This window comes from Saccharopolyspora phatthalungensis, from assembly GCF_014203395.1.
In the GTDB taxonomy this organism is placed as follows: domain Bacteria; phylum Actinomycetota; class Actinomycetes; order Mycobacteriales; family Pseudonocardiaceae; genus Saccharopolyspora; species Saccharopolyspora phatthalungensis.
This window is the reverse complement of sequence record NZ_JACHIW010000001.1, coordinates 3,533,537-3,559,884: the sequence shown is the minus strand read 5'-3', so window position 1 is coordinate 3,559,884 and position 26,348 is coordinate 3,533,537. Positions and strand designations below refer to the sequence as shown.

Genomic DNA, 26,348 nt, shown 5'->3' with positions numbered 1-26,348 from the left:
CCCTTTCAACTGCGCAAACGCTTCATCTCGGGGTCGAACAGCGGCTCCTCGGCGACCACCGCGGGCACCTTCTCGCCGAAGTACTCGATCTCCACGGGGGTGCCGGGCACTGCGTGCGAAGAGGGCAACCAGGCGTACGCGATGCTTTCGCCGATGCTGTAGCCGTATGCCGCGCTGGTGACGTAACCGACCGGTGCCCCGCCCGCGTGCACGGGTTCGGATCCCATGACCACGGACGTCCGGTCCTTGATCAACAGTGGGCTCAGCTTGCGCCGGGCCTCCCGCCCCTCCAGCGCCGCCCGGCCCAGGAAGTCCTTGTCCATCCGGACCGCGAAGCCGACACCGGCCTCGAACGGATCGTGCTCGGTGGTCATGTCCGCGCCCCACGACCGATAGCCTTTCTCCAGCCGCAGGCTGTTGAAGGCGCTCCGACCGGCGGCGATGACGCCGTGCTCCTGCCCGGCGTCCCACAGCACGTCCCACAGCTTGCGCCCCTGGTCTGCCTCGGCGTAGAGCTCCCAGCCAAGTTCGCCCACATAGGACAGTCGCATCGCGGTCACCGGGACGCCGCCGATGAACGCGGCCTTGTTCCGGAAGAAGCGGAAGCCTTCGTGGGAGAAGTCGGTGCTGGTCAGGGACTGCACGAGCGCACGCGCCAGCGGGCCCCAGACACCGACGCAGCAGGTTGCGCCGGTGATGTCCCGGACCTGGACGCGGCCGTCTTCGGGCAGCTGCCGCCGCATCCAGTCCAGGTCGAGGTTCCCGTTGGCGCCGACCTGGAAGCGCTGCTCGGACAATCGCGCCACGGTCAGATCGCTGCGCACGCCACCGGCGGCGTTCAGCGACAGCGTGTAGGTGACCGAACCGGGTTTCTTCGCGAGCTGGTTGGTGGTCAGCCACTGCAGGAATTCCAGCGCGCCGGGCCCGGTGACTTCCAGCCGTTTGAGCGGGGTCATGTCGAACAGCGCGACCCGCTTGCGGGTGACCAGCGCTTCGGCCCCGGCGATCGGCGACCAGAACCGCGAGGCCCAGGCACCGCGGGCGGGCACTTCCTCGACCTCCGGCAGCCCGGCGTTGGCCGCGTACCAGTGCGGGCGCTCCCAACCCGCGGCTTCGAGGAATTCCGCGCCGAGTTCTTGCTGCTGCTCGTAGAACGGGCTCGTCCGCATCGGCCGCGGCTCCTGCCCGGGTTCGAGCGGGTGCAGGATGTCGTAGACCTCGATGAAGCTTCGGCTGCTGCGCGCATGCACGTACTCGGGGCTGCGCTGGGCGGACTCGAACCGGTTGAGATCGCACGAATGCAGGGACTCTTCCGGCTGCCCGTCGACGAGCCACTGCGCCATCGCCCGAGCCACCCCGGCCGAGTGCGTGATCCACACGGCCTCGGCAACCCAGAATCCGCGCAGGTCGGGATGTTCGCCGAGCAGCGGCATCCCGTCCGAGGTGAAGGAGAACAGCCCGTTGATTCCTTCGACGACCTCGGTTTGGGCGAGTGCCGGCAGCAGCGAAACGGCTTCCTCCCACCCCGGCCGGAAGTCTTCGGCGGTGAACGGCTCGATCGACGGCATCACCGAGGTCTGTCCCGGGGCGCGGATCTCGGCGGGGTCCACCGTCATTGGTCGGTGCCCGTAGTAACCGATGCCGATGCGGTCGACGTGTTCCCGGAAGTACAGGTCGCCGTCCTGGTGTCGCAGGATCGGCAGTCCGGCCTCGGCGCGCTCATCGTTGCGCCCGGCGATGTCGGCCAGCGTCCCGGTCTTGGCGTACTGGTGCGCCATCGGCACCAGCGGTATGTCCAGGTCCACCAGCGCACCGATGCGCGGCCCCCACATGCCGACGCAGGAGATGACGATGTCGGCGGGGAACCGGTCCTGCTCGGTCACGACCGCGGACACTCGCCCGTCGCCGCGCGCGATGGAGACAACGCGCTGCCCGGGCAGGAACCGCGCGCCCCGCGCCATCGCGCGCCGCGCCTGCGCCTCGGCGGCGCGCACCGGCTTGGCCAGCCCATCGGTAGGAATGTGCAGCCCCCCGTGGATTCGCGCGACATCCACCAGCGGGTGCATTTCGACGCACTCGGCGGGGCCGAGCAGGTGGCTTTCGACGCCCCACGAGGTGAGCCAACCGTGCCGCCGCTTGACCTCGTCCCACCGCGCCGCCGAACCGGCCACCTCAAGCCCGCCAAGCTGGCGGAAACACCACTCGCCGTCGAGGTCGAGGTTGCGGTACTTGGCCGCGGTGTAAGCCGCGAACCGGGTCATGGTCTTGCACGGGTTGGCCTGGAAAACCAGGCCCGGCGCGTGGGAGGTGGAGCCGCCGGTGGCGAACAGCGGCCCCTGTTCGAGGACGGTGACGTCGGTCCAGCCGCGTTCGGTGAGCTCGTCGGCGAGAGCACAGCCGACGATTCCGGCTCCGATGACGACCACGCGGGGTTGGTTGCCCATGAGGCCTCCTGGGTGGGTGCGTCGACGCCGGCAGCACGAGGACACCGGCTCCAGAAGCAGCAGGGGGATGTTGCGCGATGCGCGCCAAGTTTCGTTACGAGCAACACGGTCGCCGGAAGCCCCCGGGCCCGTCAAGAGCGCGCGGCCGGATTTTTGGCCGTGTAACACGGATGGACGCCTCGGCGGCGTGTCCGTGCCAACACGCGGCTAACGCTGAAGGGTGTGTCGCGCGAAACATCAAAAAAGTACCGCGATCCTCTTGACGCGCCCGGGACCCGAGCCGCACATTGTTGCGCATTGCACTCCGTGTTCTGGATAGCGCAACGGAGGTCCTTGATGTTTCAAGCCTGCCCCCTGTCCGAATTGCCGCCCGGCGAGTCCGTTCGCATCGAGGCGCATGTCCCCATAGCGGTGTTCAACGTGGATGGCGATCTCTACGCCATCGACGACACCTGCAGCCATCAGGACGCTTCGCTGTCCGAGGGCTGGGTGGAGGACTGCCGGGTGGAGTGCCCGCTGCACGCGGCGGCATTCGACCTGCGCACGGGCCTACCGTGCGGGCTGCCGGCGAAGCGTCCGGTGCAGACCTACCCGGTCGCGGTCGCGGACGGGATGATCTACGTCGAGACCGAAGCGCAGGAAGTCGCATGAGGGCGGTCGCGATCGTCGGCGCGTCGCTGGCCGGCTGGCGAGCGGCGCAAGAGCTGCGCGCGCAGGGTTTCGAAGGCCGGATCGAGCTGATCGGCGAAGAAACCCACCGCCCTTACGACCGACCGCCGCTGTCGAAGGATTTCTTGTCCGGCGGCCTCGGCGCGAAAGACCTTGCACTGGCTGAGGAAACCGATCTCGCGGAGGTAGCCGCGACTTGGCGCCTGGGCCGACGAGCGGTCGCACTGGCGCCAAGCGACGGTGTGATCGAACTTGACGACAGCACGCGTTGCCAGGCCGACGGCGTGGTGATCGCGACCGGCGCGACCCCGAAGACGCTGCCAGCCATCCCGCCGGGGGTACACACCCTGCGCACGCTCGACGACGCGCTGGCGTTGCGCGACGATCTGCGCCCGGGAGCGAAGGCGGTGATCGTCGGCGCCGGTTTCGTCGGCGCCGAGGTCGCATCGACGTGCCGGAACCTCGGCCTCGACGTCACCGTGGTGGAGGCGCTGGAAGTGCCGCTCGCGCCCGTCGTCGGCCCCAAGCTCGGCGCGGTGTGCGCGGCCCTGCACGCGGACCACGGCGTGCGGCTGCTCTGCGGAACGGGGGTTGAGCGACTGCACGGAGAACAGCGGGTCACGGCGGTGGAGCTGACCGACGGCACCGTCCTGCCGGCCGACGTGGTGGTGGTCGGCATCGGCGCGCGCCCGAACACCGACTGGCTGCACGGCTCGGGCCTGACGGTGTCGAACGGCGTGCAGTGCGACGCCGGGGGCGTCACCGACCTGCCGAACGTGGTAGCCGTGGGGGACGTGGCCAGCTACCGCACCCCTAACGGAGCTCAGCGGTTCGAGCACTGGACGACGGCGATGGAACAACCGGCGACGGCGGTCCGCAACCTCCTCGCCGGACGCACAACGGCGAACTTCACGTCGGTGCCGTACTTCTGGTCGGAGCAGTACGGAGTCCGAATTCAGTTCGCCGGACACGCGCGCCCGACCGACCGGATCGCGATCGTCGACGGAGCCCCGGACGATCGCCGCTTCGTAGCGACGTTCCACCGCGAGGACGAGACCACCGGTGTCCTGGCGATGAACAACCCCAAGCTGTTCACCAAGCATCGCAGACAACTGATCGCAAAGCCCACGGCACCGGTCAGCTGACCGCCGCCTCGGGACGCGAGCGGCGCGTTTCGCCCGCCGGGTCCCGCTGGGAGGGGATAAGGTCCCGGAGGTGTTCGCGATGCTGGGCGGGCAGCGCCTTGCCACCTGGTCGCGGTCTTCGGTCGATGTCCACGGTGGACGGTGGGATGAAGACGGGTCTGCCCTCGCGCATCTGGATCTCCCACCGCTGACTGTGCACGGTCCGGTGATGGGAGCCGCACAGCATTGTCATGTTGGCCAGTTCGGTGGGGCCACCATCGATCCAGCTCACGACGTGATGCGCGTCGGGGGTCCCCGGCGGCCGGTCGCAGCCGGGAAACGAACAGACGCCGTCGCGTTGGAGTAGCGCGGCGCGCAGGTGTGCGGGTGCGGTTCGCCTGGCCCGGCCGAGGTCCAGGGGCAGGCCAGCTCCGTCGAGGACCATGGGCAGTACTTCGCTGTCGCAGGCGATGCGCCGCGCGTTCTCGGCGGTGATGGCACGCCCGGTGTTCAGCGTGCCGGGCATGCCCTGCTCATCGGGGAAACCCAGCCCGCGTTTGAGGTCTTCGAAGTCGATGGTGATCGTCAGGTGCGGCCGTTGCCCACCGGCGCGCGGCATCCCGTCGGAGTCGGTGGCCAGATCGAGCAGCGCGGCGAAGCCGTCGGCATTGCGCTGCCCGGCACTGCGAGGGTCCTTCTCCCCGCCGGCGGTTTGCGGGCAGGGCGCGGCCAGCGGCTCGATGAGGGCAACGAATTTCGCTCCGGTCTCGCGGTCCAGCCGGGCCTTGATGACCGTCATCCCGTCCCGGCCGGTCCCGTAATGCAGCTCCCGAGCCTCGTGCTGGTCGGCTTCGTCCTGGTAGGCCCCGTCCTGATCCAGCAGATACCTGATCCGTTCGGCGATTTTCTCCAGCTCACGCGGCGGCACCTGGCGGGCGTAGCCGACCAGGGTCGCCTCGACCTCCCCCACCCGGTGACAACGGGCGTACTCCGGCAGCCGGCGAATGCCCGCCACGATCACCCGCGCATGCTCAACACTGATCGCGCCTTGCGACAAGGCGGCAGCGGTCTGGGGAAGCTCGGCGGGCATCGTCTCGCCATACAACGAGGCCCGGTCCTCGACGTTGCGGGCGACCGTCACCCGAGTCTTGGCGTCTCTCTGGTCGATGTTGAGCAGTTCCCGCAACCACACCTGCATCGACCTCGCGCCACGCTCGGCATGCAGCCCCCGCCGGTCGGCCTCGGCGATAACCTGCAACTGCTCCATCATCACCACCCGCATGGCCTGCTCACAGCGCTGAATCCGGGCGATGAGTTCGGCATCCGAGCACGACACCACAGACGACCGTGAAGACATCATCTCCACGCTCGCGTCCCGGGTGTCCGTCAACGGTGCCATGCCTCCATTCTCCCAGATTCGAACACCCATTCGCACGCTTTTCGGCATCGCTTGATCAGGTGAAAACCCCACCAAAACCACGAAAACCCCCACCCAGCAACAAAAACCCTCCACCACACGCCGAAGGCGCCCCTCACCACGACCGATCAAACCCCTTACGAAACAACCCCAAGCCGACCGGCACCAGCCCCAGCCACGACCGAATCCGCCACCCCGCAACGCAACCCGCCCCGCAACGCAACCCACCCCGCGACGCAACCCGCCTGATGCGCCAGCCCAGTCCGGGGCCATCCCCGCGATACAAAGCCAAACCGGGGCTGTGGGCCGGATGTCAAGCCTGAAACCTCGAAGAGGCGGCCGCCAGGCCGGGCTTGACCTCCGGAACACAGCCCCCACACTCCACCGATCGCGGGGATGGCCCATCCAACACGGAACCTCCCACAGCCCCAACCCCCTCGAAAAGGCGCCAATTCCCCCGAAAACGCGCCCCCCAAACCATGCCAACACCGAACCTCCAACGGCCCCAACCCCTCGAAAAGCGCCCATTCCCCGAAAACGCGCCCGCGAACCAGTCAACACGGAACCTCCCACAGCCCCAACCCCCTCGAAACGCGCGCGAAAAGCCCCTCAGGCCGCCGACTCCACATCCTCCGACTCAGCGCCTCCTGCGCTCTCCCCAACAACCGCCTGCCGCCCACGGCTCCGCCGCAGCAACCAAACCCCCACCCCGGCAACCACCAAAACCACGGCCAGGATCCAACTGGCCCGCCCCAACGTCTCCTCGATGTACTTCGCCGACGCCCCGGCCGCCCAGCCGATGCTCACGTGCGTCGCCGACCACCCGACCGCCCCCGCCAGCGACGACACGAAGAACCGCACGTACGACATCCCGCTCGCTCCGGCCGCAGCGGGCATCAGCGTCCGCACCACCGGCAGGAACCGCGCCACCAGCACCGCTCCGACGCCCCACCGGCACAGCAGCCGACCCGCCCGATCCCAGTGCTGCTGGCCGAGTTTCCGCACCACCTTGGTCTCGCGCATCTTCAGCCGGTACCGGCGTCCCAACCAGAACCCGATGTTGTCGCCGATGGCCGCGCACAACGCGACCACGCTTGCCAGCACGAAGAAAAACCCGACGTCGGTCACCGCCGCCGACGCGACGAGCAGTCCGCTTTCGCCGGGCACCAGAAAGCCGAGGCCGATCGTGCATTCACCGAGCACCAATGCGCCGGTCACCAGTACCAGGAGCGGCTTCGGCAAGCCTGCGACGACTGCCAGAATGTCGCTGATGAAGGTCACGGGACGGGCTCCTCGGCATTCATGCTGGCTGGACACCGTCACGCTACCGGCGTAACCGCGCGCCGGTCCCCGGAAGGCCCCCTATGCCTCCCAGAGACCGGGAGAATACGAACCCGTAGGGGTCAGCATGCCTTCACCCACGAGCACTCCAGCGTGCTTTCGTTTTCCCGCGTGGCCGGGTCGTCGACCGGCGTGCGCGATTGCGGCGTCTGCGCCCGGCCGCGCGTCTGGTCTTCGGCGCCCTTGTACTCGGCCAGCCGGATCGCGATCGCGTCTTCCAGGTCATCCGCCGAGTTCGCGAGGAAATCGTTGAACACCACCGAGAAGACCAGTTGGCGGCCGTCTGCCGCGGTGACGTAACCGGACAACGACGCGACACCGGTCATCGACCCGGTCTTGGCGTGCACGTTGTTCGCCGCTTGGGTTCCGGCCATCCGGTTGCGGAGCGTGCCGCCGACCATGCGGTCCGCGGCCCCGGCCACCGGCAGCGAGTCGTACCAGGAGCGGAACCAGGGCCGCTGGCGCGCGTTGTCGAGCAGCACCGCGAGTTGTTCCGGCGTCACATTGTCCATCGTGGACATTCCCGAGCCGTCAACCATGCGCAGTACCTTCGGGTCCACCCCCAGGCCGCTCAGTTTCGCGGACAGCACTTCGAGCCCGGCCGGCCAGCTGCCGTCGCCGCGGACCTCCCGCCCCATCGCCTTGACCAGGGCTTCGGCATGCCCGTTGTTGCTGAGTTTCAGGAACGGAACGAGCAGTTCCCGCAGCGGCATTGACTGCCGTGAGGCCAGCGCCCGCGCGCCTGCCGGGGCCGCGCCCTTCCCGGTTCCCTGGATCGTCACGCCGTGCGCGGCGAGCGCACGGGCGAAGACGTCGGCGGCGTACTCGGCCGGGTCCGGCACCGTGGCGAAGTCCTCGAACGGCTGTGAGCCGACCGGCACGGTCCCGCTCACGACCACTCGCGAACCGCCGTGGTCGCGCCGCACGGTCACGTCGGGCTGGCCGCCGGCCGCGGAGGTGGTCGTCCGGTTGTCGATCTGCACGACGCCGGTCGCGGGTTCCAGCTGCGCCGCTGCCGGTCGGCCTTCGGCGGTCGGGGTGACCCGCACGATCGCGGTTCCGGCGTCGAAATCGGTGTTCGGCGCGACCGTCAGCGCCGACACCGGGGCGGCGAAGTAGTACGGCTCGTCATCCCACGCCCAACCGGTGCCCAGCGGCACGTCGTCGAACCAGGTGGCGTCGGCGAGCAACCGGCCGCGCACCTCCCGGATACCGGACGCCGCGACCTGCTCCGCGAATCGGTCGTAGTCGGCCGCGAGCATGGTCGGGTCGCCGGTGCCACGCAGGTAGAGGTCGCCGAGCAACGCCGAACCCTGTTGCCGCGCACCGGCCACGACGTCGGTGCGGAACCGGTAGTCCGGCCCCAGCGCCTCCAGCGCCGCGGCGGAGGTGAACAGTTTCGCGTTCGACGCCGGAATCGCACGATCGGCGGCCTGCCTGCTGTAGAGCACCTGGTCGGTGGCCGGGTCGCGCACCACGACGCCGGCGTGGGAACCGTTCAACCGCTGGTCGGCAAGGATGTCGTCGAGGTCGACGCGCAGGGCGTCCGGCCCGCTGGGCGCGGCACCGGACGGTGCGACGAGGGCGAATGGCGCACCCAGCGCCACGACCAACCCGAACGCCAATGCCCATCGTCGGTGCATGGCACAGCTCCCTCGACTCGCCCGGACTGACCGTGCAGCGTAAACACGTCATCACGGACGGTCAACGGTACTGCTCAGCCAACGGCGATCGAGGTCGCCATCGCCAGCAAAGCGCCGCCGCAGCACCGTTCGAAGACCTTGCGCCGACGCGGGGCCGCCAGCAGCGCGGACAGCCACCGCACCGACGGCACCACGATCAGCCACCAGATCGCGAACGCGGCCACAGCCACGCCGCTGAGCAGCGCGGCCTGCGTCATCGGCTCCGCCGCCGGGTCCATGGCCTGCGGCAACAGCGTCAGGAAGGTCAACATCACCTTGGGGTTGAGCACGTCGGTCAGCAGCCCGCGCAGGAAGATCGCGCCGCCGGAGCGTGGCGCGTCCACGGTGGGTGCCTCCGACGGCGACCCGGATTTGCGCAGGATCTGCAACCCCATCCAGGCCAGGTAGGCGACGCCGATCGCCTTGACCACCAACAGGGCTGCGGGCACCGTCATCACCAATGCGGACAACCCCAGGGTGGCCGCCGTCGCGTGCAGCAGCAGTCCGCAGGTCACGCCCGCTGCCGCGAGCCAGCCCCAGCGCGCGCCGTTGGCGGCGTTGCGGGTCACCAGCACGAAATCCGGTCCTGGTACCAGGACGATCACCAGCAGCGCCAGCAGGAAAGACCCCCAGGCGATGTGCACGACGGCTCCTTCGAATCGAAACGGTGGAATACCCAGATTCTCCGATGTTCGTTCGCCATCACGCCACCAGCGCCATAGAATGTTCGGTTATGCAGGAATCTGTAGAACTTGATTCGGTCGACTGGCGGATTCTGGAGGAGTTGCAGAACGACGCGACCCTGCCGAACCGGGTGCTCGCCGAGCGAGTGGGGCTGGCGGCCTCCAGCTGCCTGCAACGGGTTCGGCGGCTGCGGGAACAAGGGGTGATCACCGGATCACACATCGACGTCAACCCGGCGGCGATGGGGCTGGCGCTGGAAGCAGTGGTGGCGATCAACGTCCGCCCGCACACCCGCGAGGTCGTCGACCGGTTCCGGGAATTCGTCATGGCGCAGCCGGAAACCCGCTCGCTGCTACACGTCAGCGGTCAGGCCGATTTCCTGTTGCACGTGGCGGTCGCCGACACCAAACACCTGCAGGAATTCCTGGTGGACAAGCTCGCGTCCCGCACCGAGGTCCGCCACTTCACCAGCTCGATCGTGCTGGAACAGCTGCACACCAGGGCCCTGACCCCGCCGCGGCACCTGCGCCCGAAGCGCCGCCGCCGATCGGGCGAGGCGTGATGACCGCGATTTCGATTGCAATCGCCGAAGATCAGTCGCGGAGGCGCAGCACGCCCTCTTGGACGACGGTAGCGACGAGGCGCCCGTCCCGGGAGAAGAACCTGCCGGTGCCCAGGCCGCGACCGCCGGAGGCGCTGGGCGAGGCGCAGTCGTAGAGCAGCCACTCGTCGGCGCGGAAGCGGCGGTGGAACCACATCGCGTGGTCCAGGCTCACACCCTTGATCTTGTCCAGGCCCCAGTAGATGCCGTGCCGGGCCAGCACCGCGTCGAGCAGCGTCATGTCCGAGGCGAAGGCCGCGGTGCACACGTGCAGCAGGTCGTTGTCGGGCAGCACGCCGTCGGCGCGCATCCACACCTGGCTGCGAGCCTCGCGCGGACCGTGTTCGCGGCTCACCCACGGCGGCTCGGTCACGTAGCGCACGTCGATCGGCCGTGGCTGGACGGGCCCCAGCTTTTCGAACAGCGGACCGATCTGCTCGCCGAAGGTCGGCAGCGTCTCGGGATCCGGCACATCGGGCATCGCCTCGGCATGGTCGATGCCCTCCTCCTCAACCTGGAAGGACGCCGACAGCGAGAAGATCGCCTTGCCGTGCTGCACCGCGACGACGCGGCGGGTCGTGAACGATCGACCATCGCGGGTGCGGTCGACCTCGTAGACGATCGGGATGCTCGGGTCGCCGCTCCGGATGAAGTAGGCGTGCAGCGAGTGCACCTTCCGCTCCGGCGGCACGGTGCGACCCGCGGCCACCAGCGCCTGGCCGGCGACCTGCCCGCCGAAAACCCGGACCGTCGAGGAGGCCGGGCTGACGCCGCGGAAGATGTTCTCTTCGATGCGCTCCAGGTCCAGCAGGGCCACCAGGCTGTCCAGCACCGGTTGGCCGTGCGGCGTGCCGTTCACGTCGAGCGGCACCGCGCTTTCCAGACGGGTTCCGGCCGGATCGGCGGCTGCGGCTCGGGCGGCTTCGGTCACTGCGCGCTCCTAGTGCTCTGGCTCCCGTCCGGTGACCGGACGGGAGCGCGACTGGCTCCCGTCCGAGTACGCGGATCAGACGTGATCTTCCTCGCCCAGCCGATGCACACGGATGAGGTTGGTCGAACCGACCGTGCCGGGCGGCGAGCCGGCGACCACGACCACCATGTCGCCGCGCTGCGACCGGCCCAGGGACAACATCGCCTGGTCGACCTGTCGCACCATCTGGTCGGTCGTGTCCACCTTAGGCACCAAGAACGTCTCCGTCCCCCAAGTGAGAGCCAACTGACTCCGCACGGATTCCTCGGGGGTGAACGCCAGCAGCGGCAGCCTGGTGTGCAGCCGGGCCAGCCGGCGCACGGTGTCGCCGGATTGCGTGAAGGCGACCAGTGCCTTGGCGTTGAGGCGTTCGCCGATGTCGCGCGCCGCATAGGAAATGACGCCGCGCTTGGTGCGCGGGACGTGGCTCAGCGGCGGCGGTTCCGTCGAGCCCGCCTCGACCGCTTCGACGATGCGTGACATCGTCTGCACGGTCTCGATCGGGTAGCGGCCGACGCTGGTCTCGCCGGAGAGCATCACCGCGTCGGTGCCGTCCAGCACCGCGTTGGCGACATCGGAGGTCTCCGCCCGCGTCGGACGCGAATTGTTGATCATGGAATCGAGCATCTGGGTGGCGACGATGACCGGCTTCGCGTTCTCCCGCGCGATCCGGATCGCCTTCTTCTGCACCAGCGGCACGTGCTCCAACGGCAGCTCGACGCCGAGGTCACCCCGGGCGACCATGACGCCGTCGAAGGCCAGCACGATGGCCTCCAGGTTGTCGACCGCCTCCGGCTTTTCCAGCTTGGCGATCACCGGGATGCGGCGGCCGACGCGGTCCATCACCTGGTGCACCAGGTCGATGTCGGCCGGACTGCGGACGAAGGACAGCGCGATGAAGTCCACGCCCAGTTCGAGCGCGAACTCCAGGTCCTCAATGTCCTTTTCGGACAGTGCGGGCACCGAAACATCCATGCCCGGCAGGGAAAGCCCCTTGTTGTCCGAGACCGGACCACCCTCCGTCACCTCGCACACGACGTCGTTGTCCTCGACGCCGATGACGGTCAGCCCCACCTTGCCGTCGTCGACCAGCAATCGGTCGCCGATCTTGGCATCGGTGGCGAGGCCCTCGTAGGTGGTGGACACCCGGTCGTGGGTGCCTTGGACGTCGTCGACCGTGATGCGCACGGTGTCGCCGGTTCGCCACTCGACCGGCCCGGCGGCGAACTTGCCGAGGCGGATCTTCGGTCCCTGCAGATCACCGAGGATGCCGACGGCGCGACCGGATTCCTTGGCCGCGGCCCGGACCATCTCGTAAACCTGCTGGTGATCGGCGTGGCTGCCGTGGCTGAAGTTCAGCCGGGCGACGTCCATTCCGCTGCTGACGAGCTCGGCCACCTTGTCTGGGTTCGCGGTGGCGGGGCCCATGGTACAAACGATCTTGGCTCGTCGACTCACGTTATGCCAGCGTAGTCTGTTGACCGGCGCACGCAGCAATCAGCCATGCCTGTCGACGCCGATCGGGGAAATCGTTGCTGGATCATTACAGAACACGGCGCACCCGGATACCGTTCGGGATCGCGGCGCTGGCCAGTCTGGTCATTCTGTTCATGCCGGAATCGGGGGTGCCGACCGCGCCGCCCGGCACCGACAAAGTGGTGCATTTCGTGCTGTTTGCGACGTTGGCCGGCACCGGCCGGATCGCCGGGTTCCCGACGTCGAGGCTGCTGCCCGGCCTGGTCGGCTACGCGGCGGCGTCGGAGGTGCTGCAGGGGCTGCTGCCGCTGGGCCGCAGCTGCGAATTGACCGACGGGCTGGTCGACATGGCGGGCGCAGCGGTTGGCTGGGCGATCATCGCCGCCGTGCGGCGGTTCAGCGGCGCTTCTTCTCGGTGACGCCGATGTGATCGGCGCACCATTGGTTGAGTTCGCGCACCGCGACCCAGGATTGCCGAACCCGCTCCAGGCAAGCGCGTTCGTACAGGGTGTCGTCGGCCTCCCAACTGCGGGACACGTACAGCGTGCGGTGCCGCAACAGATCCAGCCTGGGATGCTCGGCGGCGAAACCGCGCGGTCGGCTCTTGAGCGTCTCCCCCGCGATCTCCCACTCCTGGCCGACGAGCTCATCCAGCAGCGCCCGAAGCCGTTCGCCGTGGATGTCGGTGTCCACCGCGGCGCGCAATCGCGCGAGTTGGTCGGATTCGGTGTGGAAGCAGCCGCCGGCGACGAGCATCCCGTCCGCGCTGATCTCGACGTAGTAGGCGCCGCCACCGCGCCCCTGCTCGATCACGGCGCCGCAGTGCGTCTTGTAGGGCGACTTGTCGGCGCTGAACCGCACATCCCGATGCGGACGGAAAACCTTGCCGGTCCCGAATCCCGGGGCGAACTCGGGCTCCAGCTCGGCGAGCAAAGCCTCCATCGGCCCGCGGACGTGCTCCCGGTAGAACACGAGGTTCTCGCTCCAATACGCCTTGGCGCTGCCCACCTCTTGGCGCGAATCCAGCAGGCCCGCCTGGACTCGTTCGAGTCCTGCATAGAACTCGACCGCTCCCCTGCCGAAGCCCGCAAACCTCGGCTCCACGGTGTCGCGCACTGCTCCTCCCAACATCCGCATGTTCCTAGCAGGCCGCGCCAGCCGGCGGTGCCCGGTGCCCGGGGCCCGGGGTCCGGAACAAGATCCCAGGTCAGCGGCCCGCGGAGCGGGTTAAGCTCGGGGCGTGGTCTCCACTGTTCGGGCCCGTGTGCGAGAGTCAACGGGCAACCTCCCGGCCGACGTCACGAGCTTCGTCGGTCGACGCCGCGAGATCACCCTTACCAAGCGCCTGCTCGCGGAATCCCGGGTGGTCACCCTCACGGGCCCCGGTGGTGTCGGCAAGACGCGGCTGGCGATGCGGGTCGCCGGCAACATGCGCCGCTCGTTCCGGGACAAGGCCTGGTGCGTCGAACTGGAGGACGTCCGGGACGGGTCGCTCGTGGTCGACGCGGTCATCGAACAGCTGGGCATCGGCGGCCCGTCGACCGGTCAGGACGTCGACACCGTCATCGAACAGCTCAGGTCCCGCGAGATGCTGCTCGTGCTGGACAACTGCGAGCACGTGGTCGAGGACGTCGCGCTGCTGGTGGACTCCGTGGTGCGCTGGTGCCCCGGGGTGCGGGTGCTGGCCACCAGTCGGCAGTCCCTCGGGGCCGCCGGCGAGGCCACCATGGTCGTCCCGCCGCTCCAGGTTCCCGACATCGAGCACCTGCCGCCGCCGGAGGCCTACGAGCAGTTCGCCTCGGTCCGGCTGTTCGTCGAACGGGCCAAGGCCGCGGTACCCGAATTCGAAATCACCAGCGACAACGCCACCGCGCTCATGCGGCTGTGCTATCGCCTGGACGGCAACCCGCTCGCGATAGAGCTGGCGGCGGTCCGGCTGCGTTCGCTGTCGCTGCAGCAGCTGGAGCAGCGCATCTCCGAGCGCTACGACCTGCTCACCGAGGGCCGCCGCGGCGCCCCGCCCCGGCAGCAGACGCTGCGCGCGCTGATCGACTGGAGCTACGAGCTCGTTTCCGACCAGGACCGCCTGACGTGGGCGCGCGTGTCGGTGTTCTCCGGCTCCTTCGACTTGGCGGCGGCCGAGCACGTGATCGGAACCGAACTCTCCGATGCCGACGTGCTGGGCGCGATGCACTCGCTGGTGGACAAGTCGGTGCTGATGCGCGAGGAAGAAGGCGGGGAGGTCCGCTTCCGGCTACCGCACATCCTGCGCGAATACGGCCAGGACAAGCTCGTCGAGTTCGGCGAGCTGGAGACCATGCTGCAGCGGCACTGCGCCTGGTACGCCGACCTGGCCGCCCGGTTCGCCGCGGAATGGATCGGCCCGGACCAGATCGCCTGGGTCGGCCGGCTGCGCAGCGACCAGGGCAATCTGCGGGTCGCGTTGGGCACGGCCGCGGCGAGCCCCAGAACGGCCGGGATGGCGCTGCGGATTTCCACCGACCTCTGGCAGTACTGGGGCATCCGCGGTCTCAACGGTGAAGCCCGGCACTGGCTCGACGAGGTGCTGGCCAGCACGCCGCCCGAGATGCCCGAGCGGGTGCGCGCGCTGCGGGTTAGCGCCTGGTTCGCTCTGCTGCAGGGCGATCTCGACACCGTGACGCCGATGCTGGAGCAGGCCACGGTGCTGGCCACTCAGCGCGGCGAGGAGACCGAGAAGGCATACCTGGCACTGGTGCGCGGGCTGGCGGCGTTCTTCCTGAACGACTCGCCGCGCGCGGCCGGGCTGGTGGAGGAAGCGCTGAGCTATTTCCGCAAGCGCGAAGTGCTCGTCGGCGAGCTGTTCGCCCTGTACGGGCTCGGCCTCATCAAGGGCCTGAGCGGGGATCACGAGACCGGATTGAGCCTGCTGTCGGAGGGCATCCGGCTGACGGCCGAACGCGGCGAGCTGTACTGGCGCTCCTACGAGTTGTGGGCGTCGGCGCAGGTGGAGGTGCGGCGGGGCGAGCCGGAGCGGGCCGAGGCCGCGGCGAAGGAAGCGCTCCGCCTGCAGCGCCAGCTGGACAACCGGCTGGGCATCGCCTTCAACCTCGACACACTCGCCTGGATCGCGCAGCGCCAGGGCAGGAACGACCGCGCGGCCCGGCTGTTCGGCGCGGCCTCGGCTCTGTGGGAGGCCGTGCGTGCGGCGCCTGGATTCTGGGCGAGGTTCGCCGCCGCCCACGACGAGCACGAGGCGCAGACCCGGGCCGCGCTCGGGGACGAGGCGTTCCAGGAGGCGTTCGACCGGGGCCGCCAGCTGTCGTTGACGCACACCATCGACTTCGCGCTGGAGGTCAAGCGAAACACGCGGGCGCGCACCGAGGACAACGTGCATCCGATGCCGTTGACGCGGCGGGAGCGGCAGATCGCTGAGCTGGTCGCGCAGGGACACACCAACAAGGAGATCGCCGAGAACCTGGTGATCGCGCAGCGCACCGTCGAGGGGCACGTGCAGAACATCCTGACCAAGCTGGACTTTACGTCCCGCGCGCAGATCGGCGGTTGGGTGGCGGCGCTGAAGTCCGGTGACGAGAACGACACCAGCCCCAACGAACCTCACTTTCCGTAGTTAAGCACCTCCTTTTTCGTCATCCATTTGGCGTAATCTAGGTACGCATCTAGGTACAAACCTCGGTGCATGCGCACGCTCCGTGCCGGAGCCTAGGTTGTCGTGACCCCCGACAAACTTCATTCCCCCGACCGAAATATCCCCGACCGAAGTCCCCGGCCGTCCGGGTGGCGCCGCTGGGAGCGGGCGGTGCCGCAGACGGCACGCTGGCTCCGCGCCGCGTTCCTCGGCGACTCGGCCAACCGGCAGCACCGCGTCCCCCCGAAGATGCGGTCCGTCCAGCTCGGTGCCGCCGTGGCCGCGTTTGGCGTGATCGGCATCGTCACCGGCGCGGCCAGCGCGAAAACCGAACAGCCAGCGGTGCAGGACGCCGCGCACGTCGCTCCGCTGGCCAAGGCCGAACCACCGCCCGCGCTTGCGGCGGCCGTTCCGCAAGCCCCCGCACCCGCCGACGTTCCCGCACCGGCTCCGGCCGCCGCCCCCGCCCCGGCCCAGCCGCCCGCCCCCGAGGCCGCCCCCGCCCCCGAGGCCGCGCCGGAGAAACAGGAGCAGCCCGCTCCGCAGGTGATCGAGAAGCCGAAGGACCAGATCGGCACCTGGATCGACCAGGCGATCGACGTTCTGCAGAAGAACGGCATCTCGCGCGACCAGGTCGACCCCGAGGCCATCCGCATGATCATCATGCACGAGTCCAACGGCGATCCGAATGCCACCAACAACTGGGACTCCAACGCCGCGGCGGGTACTCCGTCGATCGGCCTGATGCAGACCATCCAGCCGACCTTCGAGTCCTTCGCGCTGCCTGGGCACGGGGACATCTACAACCCGGTGGACAACATCATCGCGGCCTCCAGGTACGCGATCTCGACCTACGGTTCGGTCAGCGACGTGCCCGGCGTTGCCGGCATGCGCTCGGGCGGCGGCTACCAGGGCTACTGAGCCGCGCGCCTACTGGACGGCCGCCAACCCCGACAGGGTTGGCGTCCAACGCTTAGGCGGCGAGGGTTCGGGCTCCCCTTCGCGTTCCCGGACCACGCACTGGGCGCGGTATATTGGCAGGTCGGGTCCGCGCGTCGACCGCGGGCCGTTCCGACCCCGCCCAGGCACGAGGTGGCGAATTGTCCAACGCCCGAGTTGATCGGGAAACCGTCCGCGACCAAGAAATCGCAGCCGAGCAGCAGTACCTCTCGATGCTGTACGCGAAGCTGGACGCACTGCGGCAGGAAACGACGCAGCGGCTGAAGGAGACGCTGCGCAACAGCGGCGGTCCGCCGCAGGCCCGCACCGAGCGCGACATCTCCACCCGGATGTACACCGACAAGCTCACCCAGCTGAGCGCGGTGGAGCACGGGATGTGCTTCGGGCGGCTGGACCTCGACAGCGACGAGACGTTCCGCGTGGGGCGGCTCGGGTTGTTCGACGAAGACAACGAGTACGAACCGCTGCTGCTGGACTGGCGGGCCCCCGCGGCCCGGCCGTTCTACCTGGCCACCGCCGCCGCGCGGGACGGCGTATGGCGCCGACGCCACCTGCGCACCAGCTGGCGCAAGGTGCTGGACTACGAAGACGAGGTGCTCGACCTCGACGCCGCCGAACAGGGCAGCAACCTCGGGCTGGCCGGGGAGGCCACGCTGCTGGCCCGGCTCGACGCCCGCCGCACCGGGCAGATGCAGGACATCGTCGCCACCATCCAGGGCGAGCAGGACCGCATCATCCGCGCCGGGATGAACGGCGTGCTGGTGGTGCAGGGCGGCCCAGGCACCGGCAAGACCGCCGTGGCGCTGCACCGCGCGGCCTACCTGCTGTACACATTCCGCGATCAGCTGTCCAAGCGCGGCGTGCTGGTCGTCGGCCCGAACCCGACGTTTCTGCGCTACATCGGACAGGTGCTGCCGTCGCTCGGCGAGACCGGCGTGCTGCTGTCCACTGTGGGCGGACTGTACCCGGGGATCACGGCCACCGGCGAGGAATCCGCGCGGGCGGCGGAGATCAAGGGCCGCGCGAGCATGGTCGCCGTGCTCGCCGCCGCGGTCCGCGACCGGCAGCAGGTGCCCAAGGACTACACCGAGATCACCTTCGATCGCGAGGCGCTGCGCATCGACCGGCGCACCGCGACCCAGGCACGTACCCGCGCCCGCCGGTCCCGCAAGCCGCACAACCTGGCGCGGCGGATCTTCCGCAACGAGATGTTCTCGGCGCTGACCCTCCAGGTCGCCGACCGGCTCGGCCGCGACCTGCTGGACCGCCGCGACCTCGACGACATCAACCGCGAGCTGCGCGCCGACGCGGTGGTGGGCAGGACGCTGGACCAGCTGTGGCCGGAGCTCACCCCGCAGGAACTCCTGGACGACCTGCTGGGCACACCGGAGCGGTTGGCTACCGCGACCCGCAAGCACCTCGACGACGCCGAACGCGACGAACTGCTGCGCCTGCCGGGCACGCCTTGGACGCCCGGCGACGTGCCGCTGCTGGACGAACTCGCCGAGCTGCTCGGCAAGGACGACGCCCAGGCACGAGCCGAGCGCGAACGCCAGGAACGCGAGGAACTCGCCTACGCACAAGGCGTTCTGCACATCATGGAGCAGGACGAGGAGCTCGCCGACGAGGAGCGGCTGCGCGTCTCCGACGTGCTCGACGCCGAACTGCTGGCCGAGCGGTTCCGCGCCAGCAGCGACCTGACCGCCGCCGAACGCGCGGCCGAAGACCGCACCTGGACCTTCGGGCACGTCATCGTCGACGAAGCACAAGAGCTGTCCGCGATGGCGTGGCGGGTGCTGATGCGGCGCTGCCCCAGCCGGTCGATGACGCTGGTCGGCGACATCGCCCAGACCGGCGCGCTGGCCGGGGCCCGCTCCTGGCACGACGTGCTACACCCGTACGTCCAGGACCGCTGGAAACTGGCCGAGCTGACCGTCAACTACCGCACCCCGGCGGAGATCATGACCATCGCGACCGACGTACTGTCCGAAATGGACACCGAACTGGCGGCACCGCGATCGGTGCGCACCAGCGGGCACCAGCCGTGGACCCGCCGGATCCCGGCCGCGGACCTGGCCGCCGAGCTGCCGGCCGCGATCACCGACGAGTTGCGCGAGGTCGACGAAGGCCGCCTCGCGGTGCTGATGCCGCCGCGGTCGCTGGCCGAACTCGGACCGCGGCTGGCGGAATCCCTGCCGGACGCGGTGATCGGCACGCAGCCCGACGACCTGGAATCCCCGGCCGTGCTGCTGACGGTCGACCAGGCCAAGGGCCTGGAGTTCGACTCGGTCCTGGTGGTGGATCCGGCAACGATCGTGGCCGGCTCCGAGCGCGGTCTCAACGACCTCTACGTGGCCCTGACCCGCGCGACGCAGCGGCTCGGCGTCGTCCACCCCGGCGAGCTCCCCCCGGTGCTACGCGGGATGTGAGCCCAAGGCGCCGCAAACACGAATCCGCTGGAATGCAACACTGCACGAATGGCGTTCACTCTTGTCCAGTGGCTTCGCTCGCTCGGTCCCGACAGGCTTGCCGAGCTCCTGCGAGTGCGCTCCGAAATCCTGGTGCCGGGTCCGCGATCGCTTTCCGAGCTGGCGAACATGCTCAGTTCGCCCTTATCGGTAGGCGCCGCACTGCACCGGCTGGACACCGGATGTCACGACGCGCTCGCGGTGATCTGCACGCTCGGTGACGGTTGCACCCGTGACGCGATCGAACGTTTCCTGGGTGTCGCCGAAGAGCAGAGCGGCACCGAACTGGACCGAGTGCTTCGCGTGCTCCAGGACAACGCCATGATCTGGCCGACGGCGAAGGACAACACGTACCGGTTGGTCGGGCCGTTGCGCAACGCCAACCCGATGGAGTTGGGTGATCCAGCCGAGAAGCTACTCCAACCGCACACCGCCACCACGCTCCGTGCGATCGCCGATGCCCTCGACCTGCCACCGACCAAACGCAAGGCAGACTCACTGCGGTTGATCAAGGATTTCCTGAGCGACCCCGAGAAGGTGCGCGCGGAGCTGGCGAAGGCACCGGCGAAGGCGCAGGAAGTCGCGACCGAAGTGGCCTGGCACGGCCCGAAGATCAGACCGTCCTGGGGCCCCACCCCGGCGGCGAAGAGCCCGGAGATGCGCTGGCTGACCGACCGGGGCTTTTTCGTGGAAGAGAAACCTCCCGTTTACGGTCTGCTGGAAATGCCGGTCGAGGTCGGACTGGCGCTGCGCGGACCCGACTACCACCCGCCGCTGACTGCCCGCCCGCCGGCACCGCCGACCACCGCGCTGGACAGCGCCGAGGTCGACCAGGCAGCGGCGCTGGCGGCGACCAGACTCGTCGACGGCGTGGCGCGGTTGCTCGAACGCTGCGCGACGAATCCCATGGCGCAGCTGCAAAACGGCGGTATCGGGGTCCGGGTGCTCAAGCAGGTCGCCAAGGCGTTCAAGGCCGACCAGCACGACGTCCGGCTCTGGTTGGAAACCGCCGCCGCGGCCGGGCTGTTGAGTTGCGACGACGCGGGCAACATCGTGCCGGCCGATGGAGCCGAGCAGTGGCGGGAAGAACCGCCCGCGCAGCAATACGTTTCGTTGCTGCGCGGGTGGTGGGAGCTACCCTACGCACCCACGGCCGACCGGATGGCGGAAAAGCCCGGCCCGGCGCTTCTCGGTGCCTCCGATGGGATCGACCGCGAGTTGCGCCAAGATCTGCTCGGCGAGCTGGCGGAGTGGGACCGCGGGCAGGCCCTCACCGAGCAGGCTCAGATCGGCGCGGTGCTGGCCTGGAAACGGCCTACGATCCACGGCTCTGTCACCGACATCGCCGATCCGCTGCTGTTCACCTGGGCCGAATCCGACGCCGTCGGCGCAACCGCGCGGGGCGCGCTGTCGGCATTCGGCCTGCACTGCTGCAAAGGCGACGATGAAGCGCTCCGTTCGGCGGCCGAGAAGCTCATGCCCGGTGCGCGGAAAACCGCACTGCTGCAAGCGGATCTCACCGCCGTGGTAGCCGGTACGCCAAGCGGTGCGCTCAGCGCCATGCTCAACCTGATGGCAGATCCGGAAAACCGGGATACCGCGTCCACCTGGCGGTTCAGCCCCGCGTCGGTCCGCCGGGCGATGGATCAGGGGCACTCGACCGAAGACCTGCTGCGCAGCCTCGCCGAGATCTCCGACTCCGGGATTCCGCAAACGCTGGAATACCTGATCAACGATGTCGGCCGGCGGTTCGGCGAGCTGAAGGTGCGTCCGGTGCAGTGCTGCGTGCTCGGCGACGAAGCACTCCTGTTGGAGGTAAGCCGGAACCGATCCCTGCGCGACCTCGCGCTGCGCGAGCTCGCGCCCACCGTGCTCGCATCGCGAAAATCGGCGAAGGAAACCCTGGCGGCGTTGCGGAAAGCCGGATACTCCCCGATCCAGCAGACCGCCGACGGGACGGTCGCCGTCGAACGTGTCAAGAAAAGCAACGACCGCGCCCCGATCCAGCTGCGCGACGAGCCCTACTGGTCGGTGCCCGAAGCGCCGGACGCCGACGAAATCCGGGAAATCGCCGAGCGGCTGCTGGCCCAGCCCGACGAGGTTCAGCAGCAACGGACCCATGATGACGGCATCCAGATCGAGCTCCTGTCAGCGGGCATGATCAGCGCCGAGTTACTCATCACCGAACACGCTGTGCGGCTGGCGGACCACGAAATCCGGCTTCTCGTGGATGCGGTGGACAACGAGACACCGGTGCACATCGAGTACCTGGACCAGAACGGCCGATCGTCGTCGCGGATCGTCACACCATTCGACGTGAACCTGAATGCGCTGGAGGCCTACTGCCACCTGCGCGAGGACAACCGCAACTTCCGCCTGGAACGAATCCGCGCCGTCTCCCCAGCCAACTTGCCCAACGGCACGGCATCGTGACTGGCTGGCACGAACGACTCGCCGTGCCGCGTGCGCCGTTCATCCCGTCCGTAGTGTGGGTTGACGACCCCGCCACGGACGGGTTCGTCTCGGCGCGCGGGATGATGACGAAACACGCTGGCGTGAGCTGGTAGCAGCCGACGAGCCGATCATCACGCAGGTGGACGACGGAACCTGGGCTTGCGGCCGGCCACGGCAAGCAGTGACGGCAGGCACTTGCGGGGGTCGCCAAGCGCATTCAGACCGTGGGCCACTGCGGCGTCGAGTTCTCCGTTTCGGGCGGCGACCGTGCCAAGGGTCATCAGCGCTTCGCTTCGGCGCATGTTCTGGCACCCGAAGCGCGGGGAAAGGCCCTGGCGTTGTTGCGGAAAGCCGGATACCACTTCCGAAGAATCCGCAGAACGAATTGAACGCGAAGTGGCCAACATGATCGCAAACGGCATCGAGCCTGAAATGGGGGATGCGTGCCCCGAAATACGAGGAAGGTTCGTGTTGTGCCGACGCGGTAGACGCGGAATAATCCATAACCGCGTGCGGACAATGTGAATAATCCGCGGTGCGATGGCATCACGACGATTGTATGGATGTTCGCTCGGATTGGTGATGACATTTTCTGTGTCTACCTGGACGATCAGTGCAGGGTGTGTAGAACCCCGGGGGCGCTGACGACGGCGCTCGGCCACTGTCACCGTATTGACGACCAGTGCTGATATTTCCGCGCCAAAAGCGCGGCACAGCACAGGAAACAACAGGAGGTAGGAAGGTGGGCAAAAGGGACGCCGATCGCGACGGTCGGGGAGAGCCCCAGCCGGAAAAGTGGGAGAACTGGGGCAGCAAGGGCGACCCGAACAAGCATGAGGACGACGACGAGAAGTAGGGCGGCACAACATCGTGACTGGCTGGCACGAACGACTCGCCGTGCCGCGTGCGCCGTTCATCCCGTCCGTAGTGTGGGTTGACGACCCCGCCACGGACGGGTTCGTCTCGGTCTCGCGGGATGATGACGAAACACGCTGGCGTGAGCTGGTAGCAGCCGACGAGCCGATCATCACGCAGGTGGACGACGGCACGACCACGCCGGGGAACCTGGGCTTGCGGCCGTCCAGCTCGTGCAGTCAGCCGTCCTTGGTCGCGGCCATGCTCACCGCACTTGAGGTACACGACGGATACCGCGTCTTGGAGATCGGAACCGGGACCGGGTGGAACGCCGCTCTGCTCTCCGCGCGGGTTGGCAAGCGAGGGCACGTCGTCTCGGTCGAGGTGGACCCGGCCCTGGCCGAGGACGCCCGCCGTTGCCTTGCCGATGCCGGCTACGCGCCGTTGGTGGTGACCGGAGATGGCGCCGAGGGATACGCACCAGAAGCCCCGTACGACCGGATCACGTGCACCGCGTCCGTCCGCGCGATCCCCCGGCCGTGGATCGACCAGACACGGCCCGGTGGCGTGATACTCACGCCGTGGGGCACCGACTACGGGGACGACGCGCTGACCCGGTTGGAAGTCCACGAGGACCGCTCGGCGTCGGGCCGGTGCGGAATCAACGTGGCGTTCATGCGCGTGCGCCACCAACGCCGGGACTTCCTCGAACCGGCCGCGGACGAACTGGACATAGCCGAAACGACGCAAACCACGCGCGACGGACACGAACTGTTCGAGATGGTCACCTTCACTCGTGCGGCCTTCACGATCGGCCTCCGGGTGCCGTCGTGCTACTTCACCGTGGAAGACCTCGACCACGATCACCGCAGGATCGAACTACACGATGTGCGTTCACACTCGTGGTCCCGGGTCACCCTCGTGCGAGGACAAGACCCGTGGACTGTTCACCAATACGGCCCCCGTCGTCTATGGGACGAGGTCGACGCGGCCTACATCTGGTGGCGTGACGCGGGCAAGCCGACCCCGGACCGTTATGGGCTGACCGTGACACCAGACGGCACGCACACTGTGTGGATCGACGCACCGGACAGCGAACACCGCTGGCCCCTGTAGGGACTCCTGGTCAGGACTCCAGGGTGAGCGGTGCCCGTATAGCATCGAGTGCTTCGCGCCACTGCCCCACGACGGGTTCGTGGTTGTGTTGCCGTAGCTCGGTGTTCAGATCAGCGGCCACGGCAAGCAGTGACGGCAGGCACTTGCGGGAGTCGCCAAGCGCATTCAGACCGTGGGCCACTGCGGCGTCGAGTTCTCCGTTTCGGGCGGCGACCGTGCCAAGGGTCATCAGCGCTTCGCTTCGGCGCATGGGCGAGCGAATCGAGCCATCGGGGCGTTCGCAGTAATCGAGAACGCGGTGGGCATACTCGCTAGCCGCCTCCCGCATGTCCAGCATGCGGTACACATCGACTGCATAGAAGTCTGCTTTGGCGGGGTCGATCACGAAGTGGTGATCGGGGTCTGCCGGTGCGGGTAGATGAGCCAGAGTTGCGCGGCCCCGTGCCATCGCGGCTTCGGCACCGACACGGTCCCCGGCCAACGCGAGAGCGCGCGCCCGTTGGGCGGCGAGTTGCACGCTGACGCACGAGGTTCCGTCGATTTCTTCGCCAACGGTGGCGTATTCGGCGGCATCGGCGGGGCGACCAGAGGTGAGCGCCATCCATGCGGCGATTTCGTAGGACCAGCCGATCAGTTCGGAGTGCCCCGTTTCGTTCCCGAGCTGGGCGGTAGCCTCGCGCCACGTTTCAGCGCCGGACGCGTCGCCCAGGTCGTAGGTGAGGCACGCGACCAACGCCGACAACCATCCGGCTTGCACGAGCGTTTCGCGATGCTGCGTCAACGTAAGGCGCCGGTCGGTCATGGCCAGCGTCCGGTCCAGCCAGCGGCGCGACTCGGCGAGCAGTTCGTCAGCCCTGCGCACCGGGTATTCGCGACAGAGCAGATCCACCCGCCGGGCAAGCATCGCCAGCGTCGCGTCCGAGGCATCAGAACGAGTCAGACGAGCGACCAGTTCGAACGCATCAACCGCGTCCGGTTCGGGAGCAGCGAAACCGTCACCGAGGCCGAGCCCGCTGGCAACGGCCACTTCCGGCGCCGGGGCGGGAAATCCCAATTCTTCCGGAGTAGTCTCGAATACTGCCGCAATGACTCGTTGCGCGGGCAGAGAAGGAGTGTCGCCGCCTTCCCACCGACTAATCGTGCGCTCCGTGACACTCAGCGTCTCGTTCAGCACGCGCCGGGACATCACCTCCACCTGGTCGGCAAGGTCACGCTGACGCCAGCGTCGGGCGTGGCGGAACGCACGGAGCTTGTTTCCCACGAGCCCAGTCTGTCCATGCGCACCGGTTCTGTCACCCCGCTGCCACCGGACATCGCCCGGACATCTCCCAGAAGACCAAAGACAACCGCCTGGTGACCTTATGTAATTAGTTGATTACAGACGATTGTCTAATCATGCCCGAACACGTGCTTGTCCTGCTCGCGCTGTGCAACCGATGCCCGGCCAAGCTTGTCCGACTGCGGAAAAAGGCGGTGTCCGCCGGATGACCATCACCGCAGCGCCGTGGTTCGCCGACACCGCTACCGCCTCCGGCGAACACGCCGAGACCTGGCTTGATCATCACCGTGTTGCGCACGAATGCAATCCCCGCCGCGACGGCCGGACGTGGTGCGGTTCCCGAATCATCGGCAGCGATGCACCGGCGCACGCGCGGATCAGCGTGGTGGGCTGCCGCGCCTGCGCTAATGCCCGCATCCGCGCCCTGGAGGGTCTACAGCGCGCCAAACCGGCTGATCGTCTCCTGGGGCATTGCGGGACGATGCAAAACCCAAGGAATGATCGGAGTACTGCTGAACATGACCGCTCCTTCCGACATCATGACTGACGATCTCCGGGAACGGTTCGCGGATGCGCCTCTTCGCATCGGCACCCGCACCACTCCCTTGGCGAAAGCCCAGACTCAGCGCGTGGTGAGCAGCATCGAACAACGCGTGCCGGGCCTAGCGATCGAAACGGTTGGAATTGAAACCTCTGCCGATCTCTGGACAGGTGACCTTTCCTTGCTGGGCGGGAAGGGGAACTTCACGAAGGAGATCGATCGGGCGTTGATCTGCGGCAAGATCGATATCGCTGTGCACTCTATGAAGGACGTGCCCGGAGACGTCCCGCTACCGAAAGGGACCGAGTTCGGCGCAAATCTGCCGCGCGGCGACGTGCACGACGTTCTACGCGCGGATGAACTCGCGCAGCAAATCCACCTGCAACAAAGCGAATTAGCAGACTGGCAATGGTCCCAACCCGACCACGCCACCATCCTCCTGCACCGCGACATTGCCGAACGACTCAATCACGCCCGCGCAACCCACCCCAGCGCCCTTTACCACGAAGCGACTTCAGTTTGGTTCGCGGAGTCCTCAGCGGACTGAGCGGGCGCTAGACGCGGACCGGTGTCGTTGTCATGCCCCCGACCGGCATTGGGTCCGTTTTCCGGCCGGTTGGTGCCAGTTTCACGCTCGCA

General features: G+C 68.2%; 20 protein-coding genes. 10 read left to right on the top strand and 10 right to left on the bottom strand.

Annotated features, from left to right (window positions below; translation table 11 throughout):
* Window positions 1-5: 5 nt before the first annotated feature.
* Complete coding sequence (locus BJ970_RS16455) at window positions 6-2,444, bottom strand: GcvT family protein (RefSeq protein WP_184727075.1); 2,439 nt, start codon at window positions 2,442-2,444, stop codon at window positions 6-8.
* 336 nt (window positions 2,445-2,780) lie between these two features.
* Here BJ970_RS16455 and BJ970_RS16450 point away from each other — a divergent pair, with 336 nt between their 5' ends.
* Window positions 2,781-3,095 carry a bifunctional 3-phenylpropionate/cinnamic acid dioxygenase ferredoxin subunit gene (locus BJ970_RS16450; protein WP_184727074.1) on the top strand — a complete coding sequence of 105 codons (315 nt, stop codon included), beginning with the start codon at window positions 2,781-2,783 and terminating at the stop codon, window positions 3,093-3,095.
* Window positions 3,092-4,258, top strand: a complete 1,167-nt coding sequence (locus BJ970_RS16445; RefSeq protein ID WP_184727073.1) for an NAD(P)/FAD-dependent oxidoreductase — start codon at window positions 3,092-3,094, stop codon at window positions 4,256-4,258. Before BJ970_RS16450 ends, BJ970_RS16445 begins: the two co-directional genes overlap by 4 nt.
* Here BJ970_RS16445 and BJ970_RS16440 read toward each other — a convergent pair.
* The 4 genes from BJ970_RS16440 to BJ970_RS16425 form a co-directional block, all read right to left on the bottom strand.
* Window positions 4,251-5,636, bottom strand: a complete 1,386-nt coding sequence (locus tag BJ970_RS16440; RefSeq protein WP_184727072.1) for an HNH endonuclease signature motif containing protein — start codon at window positions 5,634-5,636, stop codon at window positions 4,251-4,253. The two genes, BJ970_RS16445 and BJ970_RS16440, sit on opposite strands and share 8 nt — an antisense overlap.
* A 627-nt stretch (window positions 5,637-6,263) precedes the next feature.
* Entirely contained in the window at window positions 6,264-6,935 is a 672-nt protein-coding gene (locus tag BJ970_RS16435; RefSeq protein ID WP_184727071.1) for a DedA family protein, read from the bottom strand.
* A 122-nt stretch (window positions 6,936-7,057) separates the two neighbouring features.
* Window positions 7,058-8,638, bottom strand: coding sequence for a D-alanyl-D-alanine carboxypeptidase/D-alanyl-D-alanine endopeptidase (gene dacB / locus BJ970_RS16430; protein WP_184727070.1), 1,581 nt, complete (start codon window positions 8,636-8,638; stop codon window positions 7,058-7,060).
* Between the two features lie 74 nt (window positions 8,639-8,712).
* Window positions 8,713-9,321: a LysE family translocator gene (locus BJ970_RS16425; RefSeq protein ID WP_184727069.1), complete on the bottom strand. Its 609-nt coding sequence runs from the start codon at window positions 9,319-9,321 to the stop codon at window positions 8,713-8,715.
* An 89-nt stretch (window positions 9,322-9,410) separates the two neighbouring features.
* On the opposite strand from BJ970_RS16425, the gene BJ970_RS16420 reads away from it, so the two are divergent.
* Window positions 9,411-9,923, top strand: coding sequence for an Lrp/AsnC family transcriptional regulator (locus BJ970_RS16420; protein WP_184727068.1), 513 nt, complete (start codon window positions 9,411-9,413; stop codon window positions 9,921-9,923).
* A 31-nt stretch (window positions 9,924-9,954) separates the two neighbouring features.
* On the opposite strand, the gene tesB is transcribed toward BJ970_RS16420, so the two are convergent.
* Together tesB and pyk are read right to left on the bottom strand one after the other, a co-directional pair.
* The gene (gene tesB / locus BJ970_RS16415; RefSeq protein ID WP_184727067.1) at window positions 9,955-10,893 is read right to left on the bottom strand and encodes an acyl-CoA thioesterase II; all 939 of its coding nucleotides are present in this window, start codon (window positions 10,891-10,893) and stop codon (window positions 9,955-9,957) included.
* A gap of 75 nt (window positions 10,894-10,968) precedes the next feature.
* Window positions 10,969-12,390 carry a pyruvate kinase gene (pyk, locus tag BJ970_RS16410; RefSeq protein ID WP_184727066.1) on the bottom strand — a complete coding sequence of 474 codons (1,422 nt, stop codon included), beginning with the start codon at window positions 12,388-12,390 and terminating at the stop codon, window positions 10,969-10,971.
* Between the two features lie 74 nt (window positions 12,391-12,464).
* Between pyk and BJ970_RS16405 the strand changes: the two genes are divergently transcribed.
* Entirely contained in the window at window positions 12,465-12,827 is a 363-nt protein-coding gene (locus BJ970_RS16405; protein ID WP_184727065.1) for a VanZ family protein, read from the top strand.
* Here BJ970_RS16405 and BJ970_RS16400 read toward each other — a convergent pair.
* Window positions 12,805-13,524, bottom strand: a complete 720-nt coding sequence (locus BJ970_RS16400; protein WP_312864276.1) for a DUF2461 domain-containing protein — start codon at window positions 13,522-13,524, stop codon at window positions 12,805-12,807. The genes BJ970_RS16405 and BJ970_RS16400 overlap by 23 nt on opposite strands.
* 124 nt (window positions 13,525-13,648) lie before the next feature.
* Here BJ970_RS16400 and BJ970_RS16395 point away from each other — a divergent pair, with 124 nt between their 5' ends.
* The 4 genes from BJ970_RS16395 (at window position 13,649) to BJ970_RS16380 (ending at window position 21,897) form a co-directional block, all read left to right on the top strand.
* On the top strand, window positions 13,649-16,018 hold the full coding sequence (locus BJ970_RS16395) for a LuxR C-terminal-related transcriptional regulator (RefSeq protein ID WP_184727063.1): 2,370 nt from the start codon (window positions 13,649-13,651) through the stop codon (window positions 16,016-16,018).
* A 189-nt stretch (window positions 16,019-16,207) separates the two neighbouring features.
* Window positions 16,208-16,957, top strand: coding sequence for a transglycosylase SLT domain-containing protein (locus BJ970_RS16390; RefSeq protein WP_312864275.1), 750 nt, complete (start codon window positions 16,208-16,210; stop codon window positions 16,955-16,957).
* Window positions 16,958-17,136: 179 nt separating this feature from the next.
* A complete protein-coding gene (locus BJ970_RS16385; RefSeq protein WP_184727062.1) occupies window positions 17,137-19,425 on the top strand; it encodes a HelD family protein in 2,289 nt (762 codons plus the stop codon).
* A gap of 48 nt (window positions 19,426-19,473) precedes the next feature.
* A complete protein-coding gene (locus BJ970_RS16380; RefSeq protein ID WP_246470864.1) occupies window positions 19,474-21,897 on the top strand; it encodes a helicase-associated domain-containing protein in 2,424 nt (807 codons plus the stop codon).
* 152 nt (window positions 21,898-22,049) lie between these two features.
* Here the strand turns inward: BJ970_RS16380 and BJ970_RS16375 are convergent, their stop codons facing one another.
* Window positions 22,050-22,646 (bottom strand): hypothetical protein, encoded by a 597-nt coding sequence (locus BJ970_RS16375; protein WP_184727061.1) that lies wholly within the window; start codon window positions 22,644-22,646, stop codon window positions 22,050-22,052.
* Window positions 22,647-22,788: 142 nt separating this feature from the next.
* Here BJ970_RS16375 and BJ970_RS16370 point away from each other — a divergent pair, with 142 nt between their 5' ends.
* Window positions 22,789-23,889, top strand: a complete 1,101-nt coding sequence (locus tag BJ970_RS16370) for a methyltransferase domain-containing protein (protein WP_184727060.1) — start codon at window positions 22,789-22,791, stop codon at window positions 23,887-23,889.
* A 10-nt stretch (window positions 23,890-23,899) separates the two neighbouring features.
* On the opposite strand, the gene BJ970_RS16365 is transcribed toward BJ970_RS16370, so the two are convergent.
* On the bottom strand, window positions 23,900-25,150 hold the full coding sequence (locus BJ970_RS16365; RefSeq protein WP_184727059.1) for a helix-turn-helix transcriptional regulator: 1,251 nt from the start codon (window positions 25,148-25,150) through the stop codon (window positions 23,900-23,902).
* A 293-nt stretch (window positions 25,151-25,443) separates the two neighbouring features.
* On the opposite strand from BJ970_RS16365, the gene BJ970_RS16360 reads away from it, so the two are divergent.
* A complete protein-coding gene (locus tag BJ970_RS16360; protein ID WP_221467189.1) occupies window positions 25,444-26,256 on the top strand; it encodes a hypothetical protein in 813 nt (270 codons plus the stop codon).
* The last annotated feature ends 92 nt before the right edge of the window (window positions 26,257-26,348 follow it).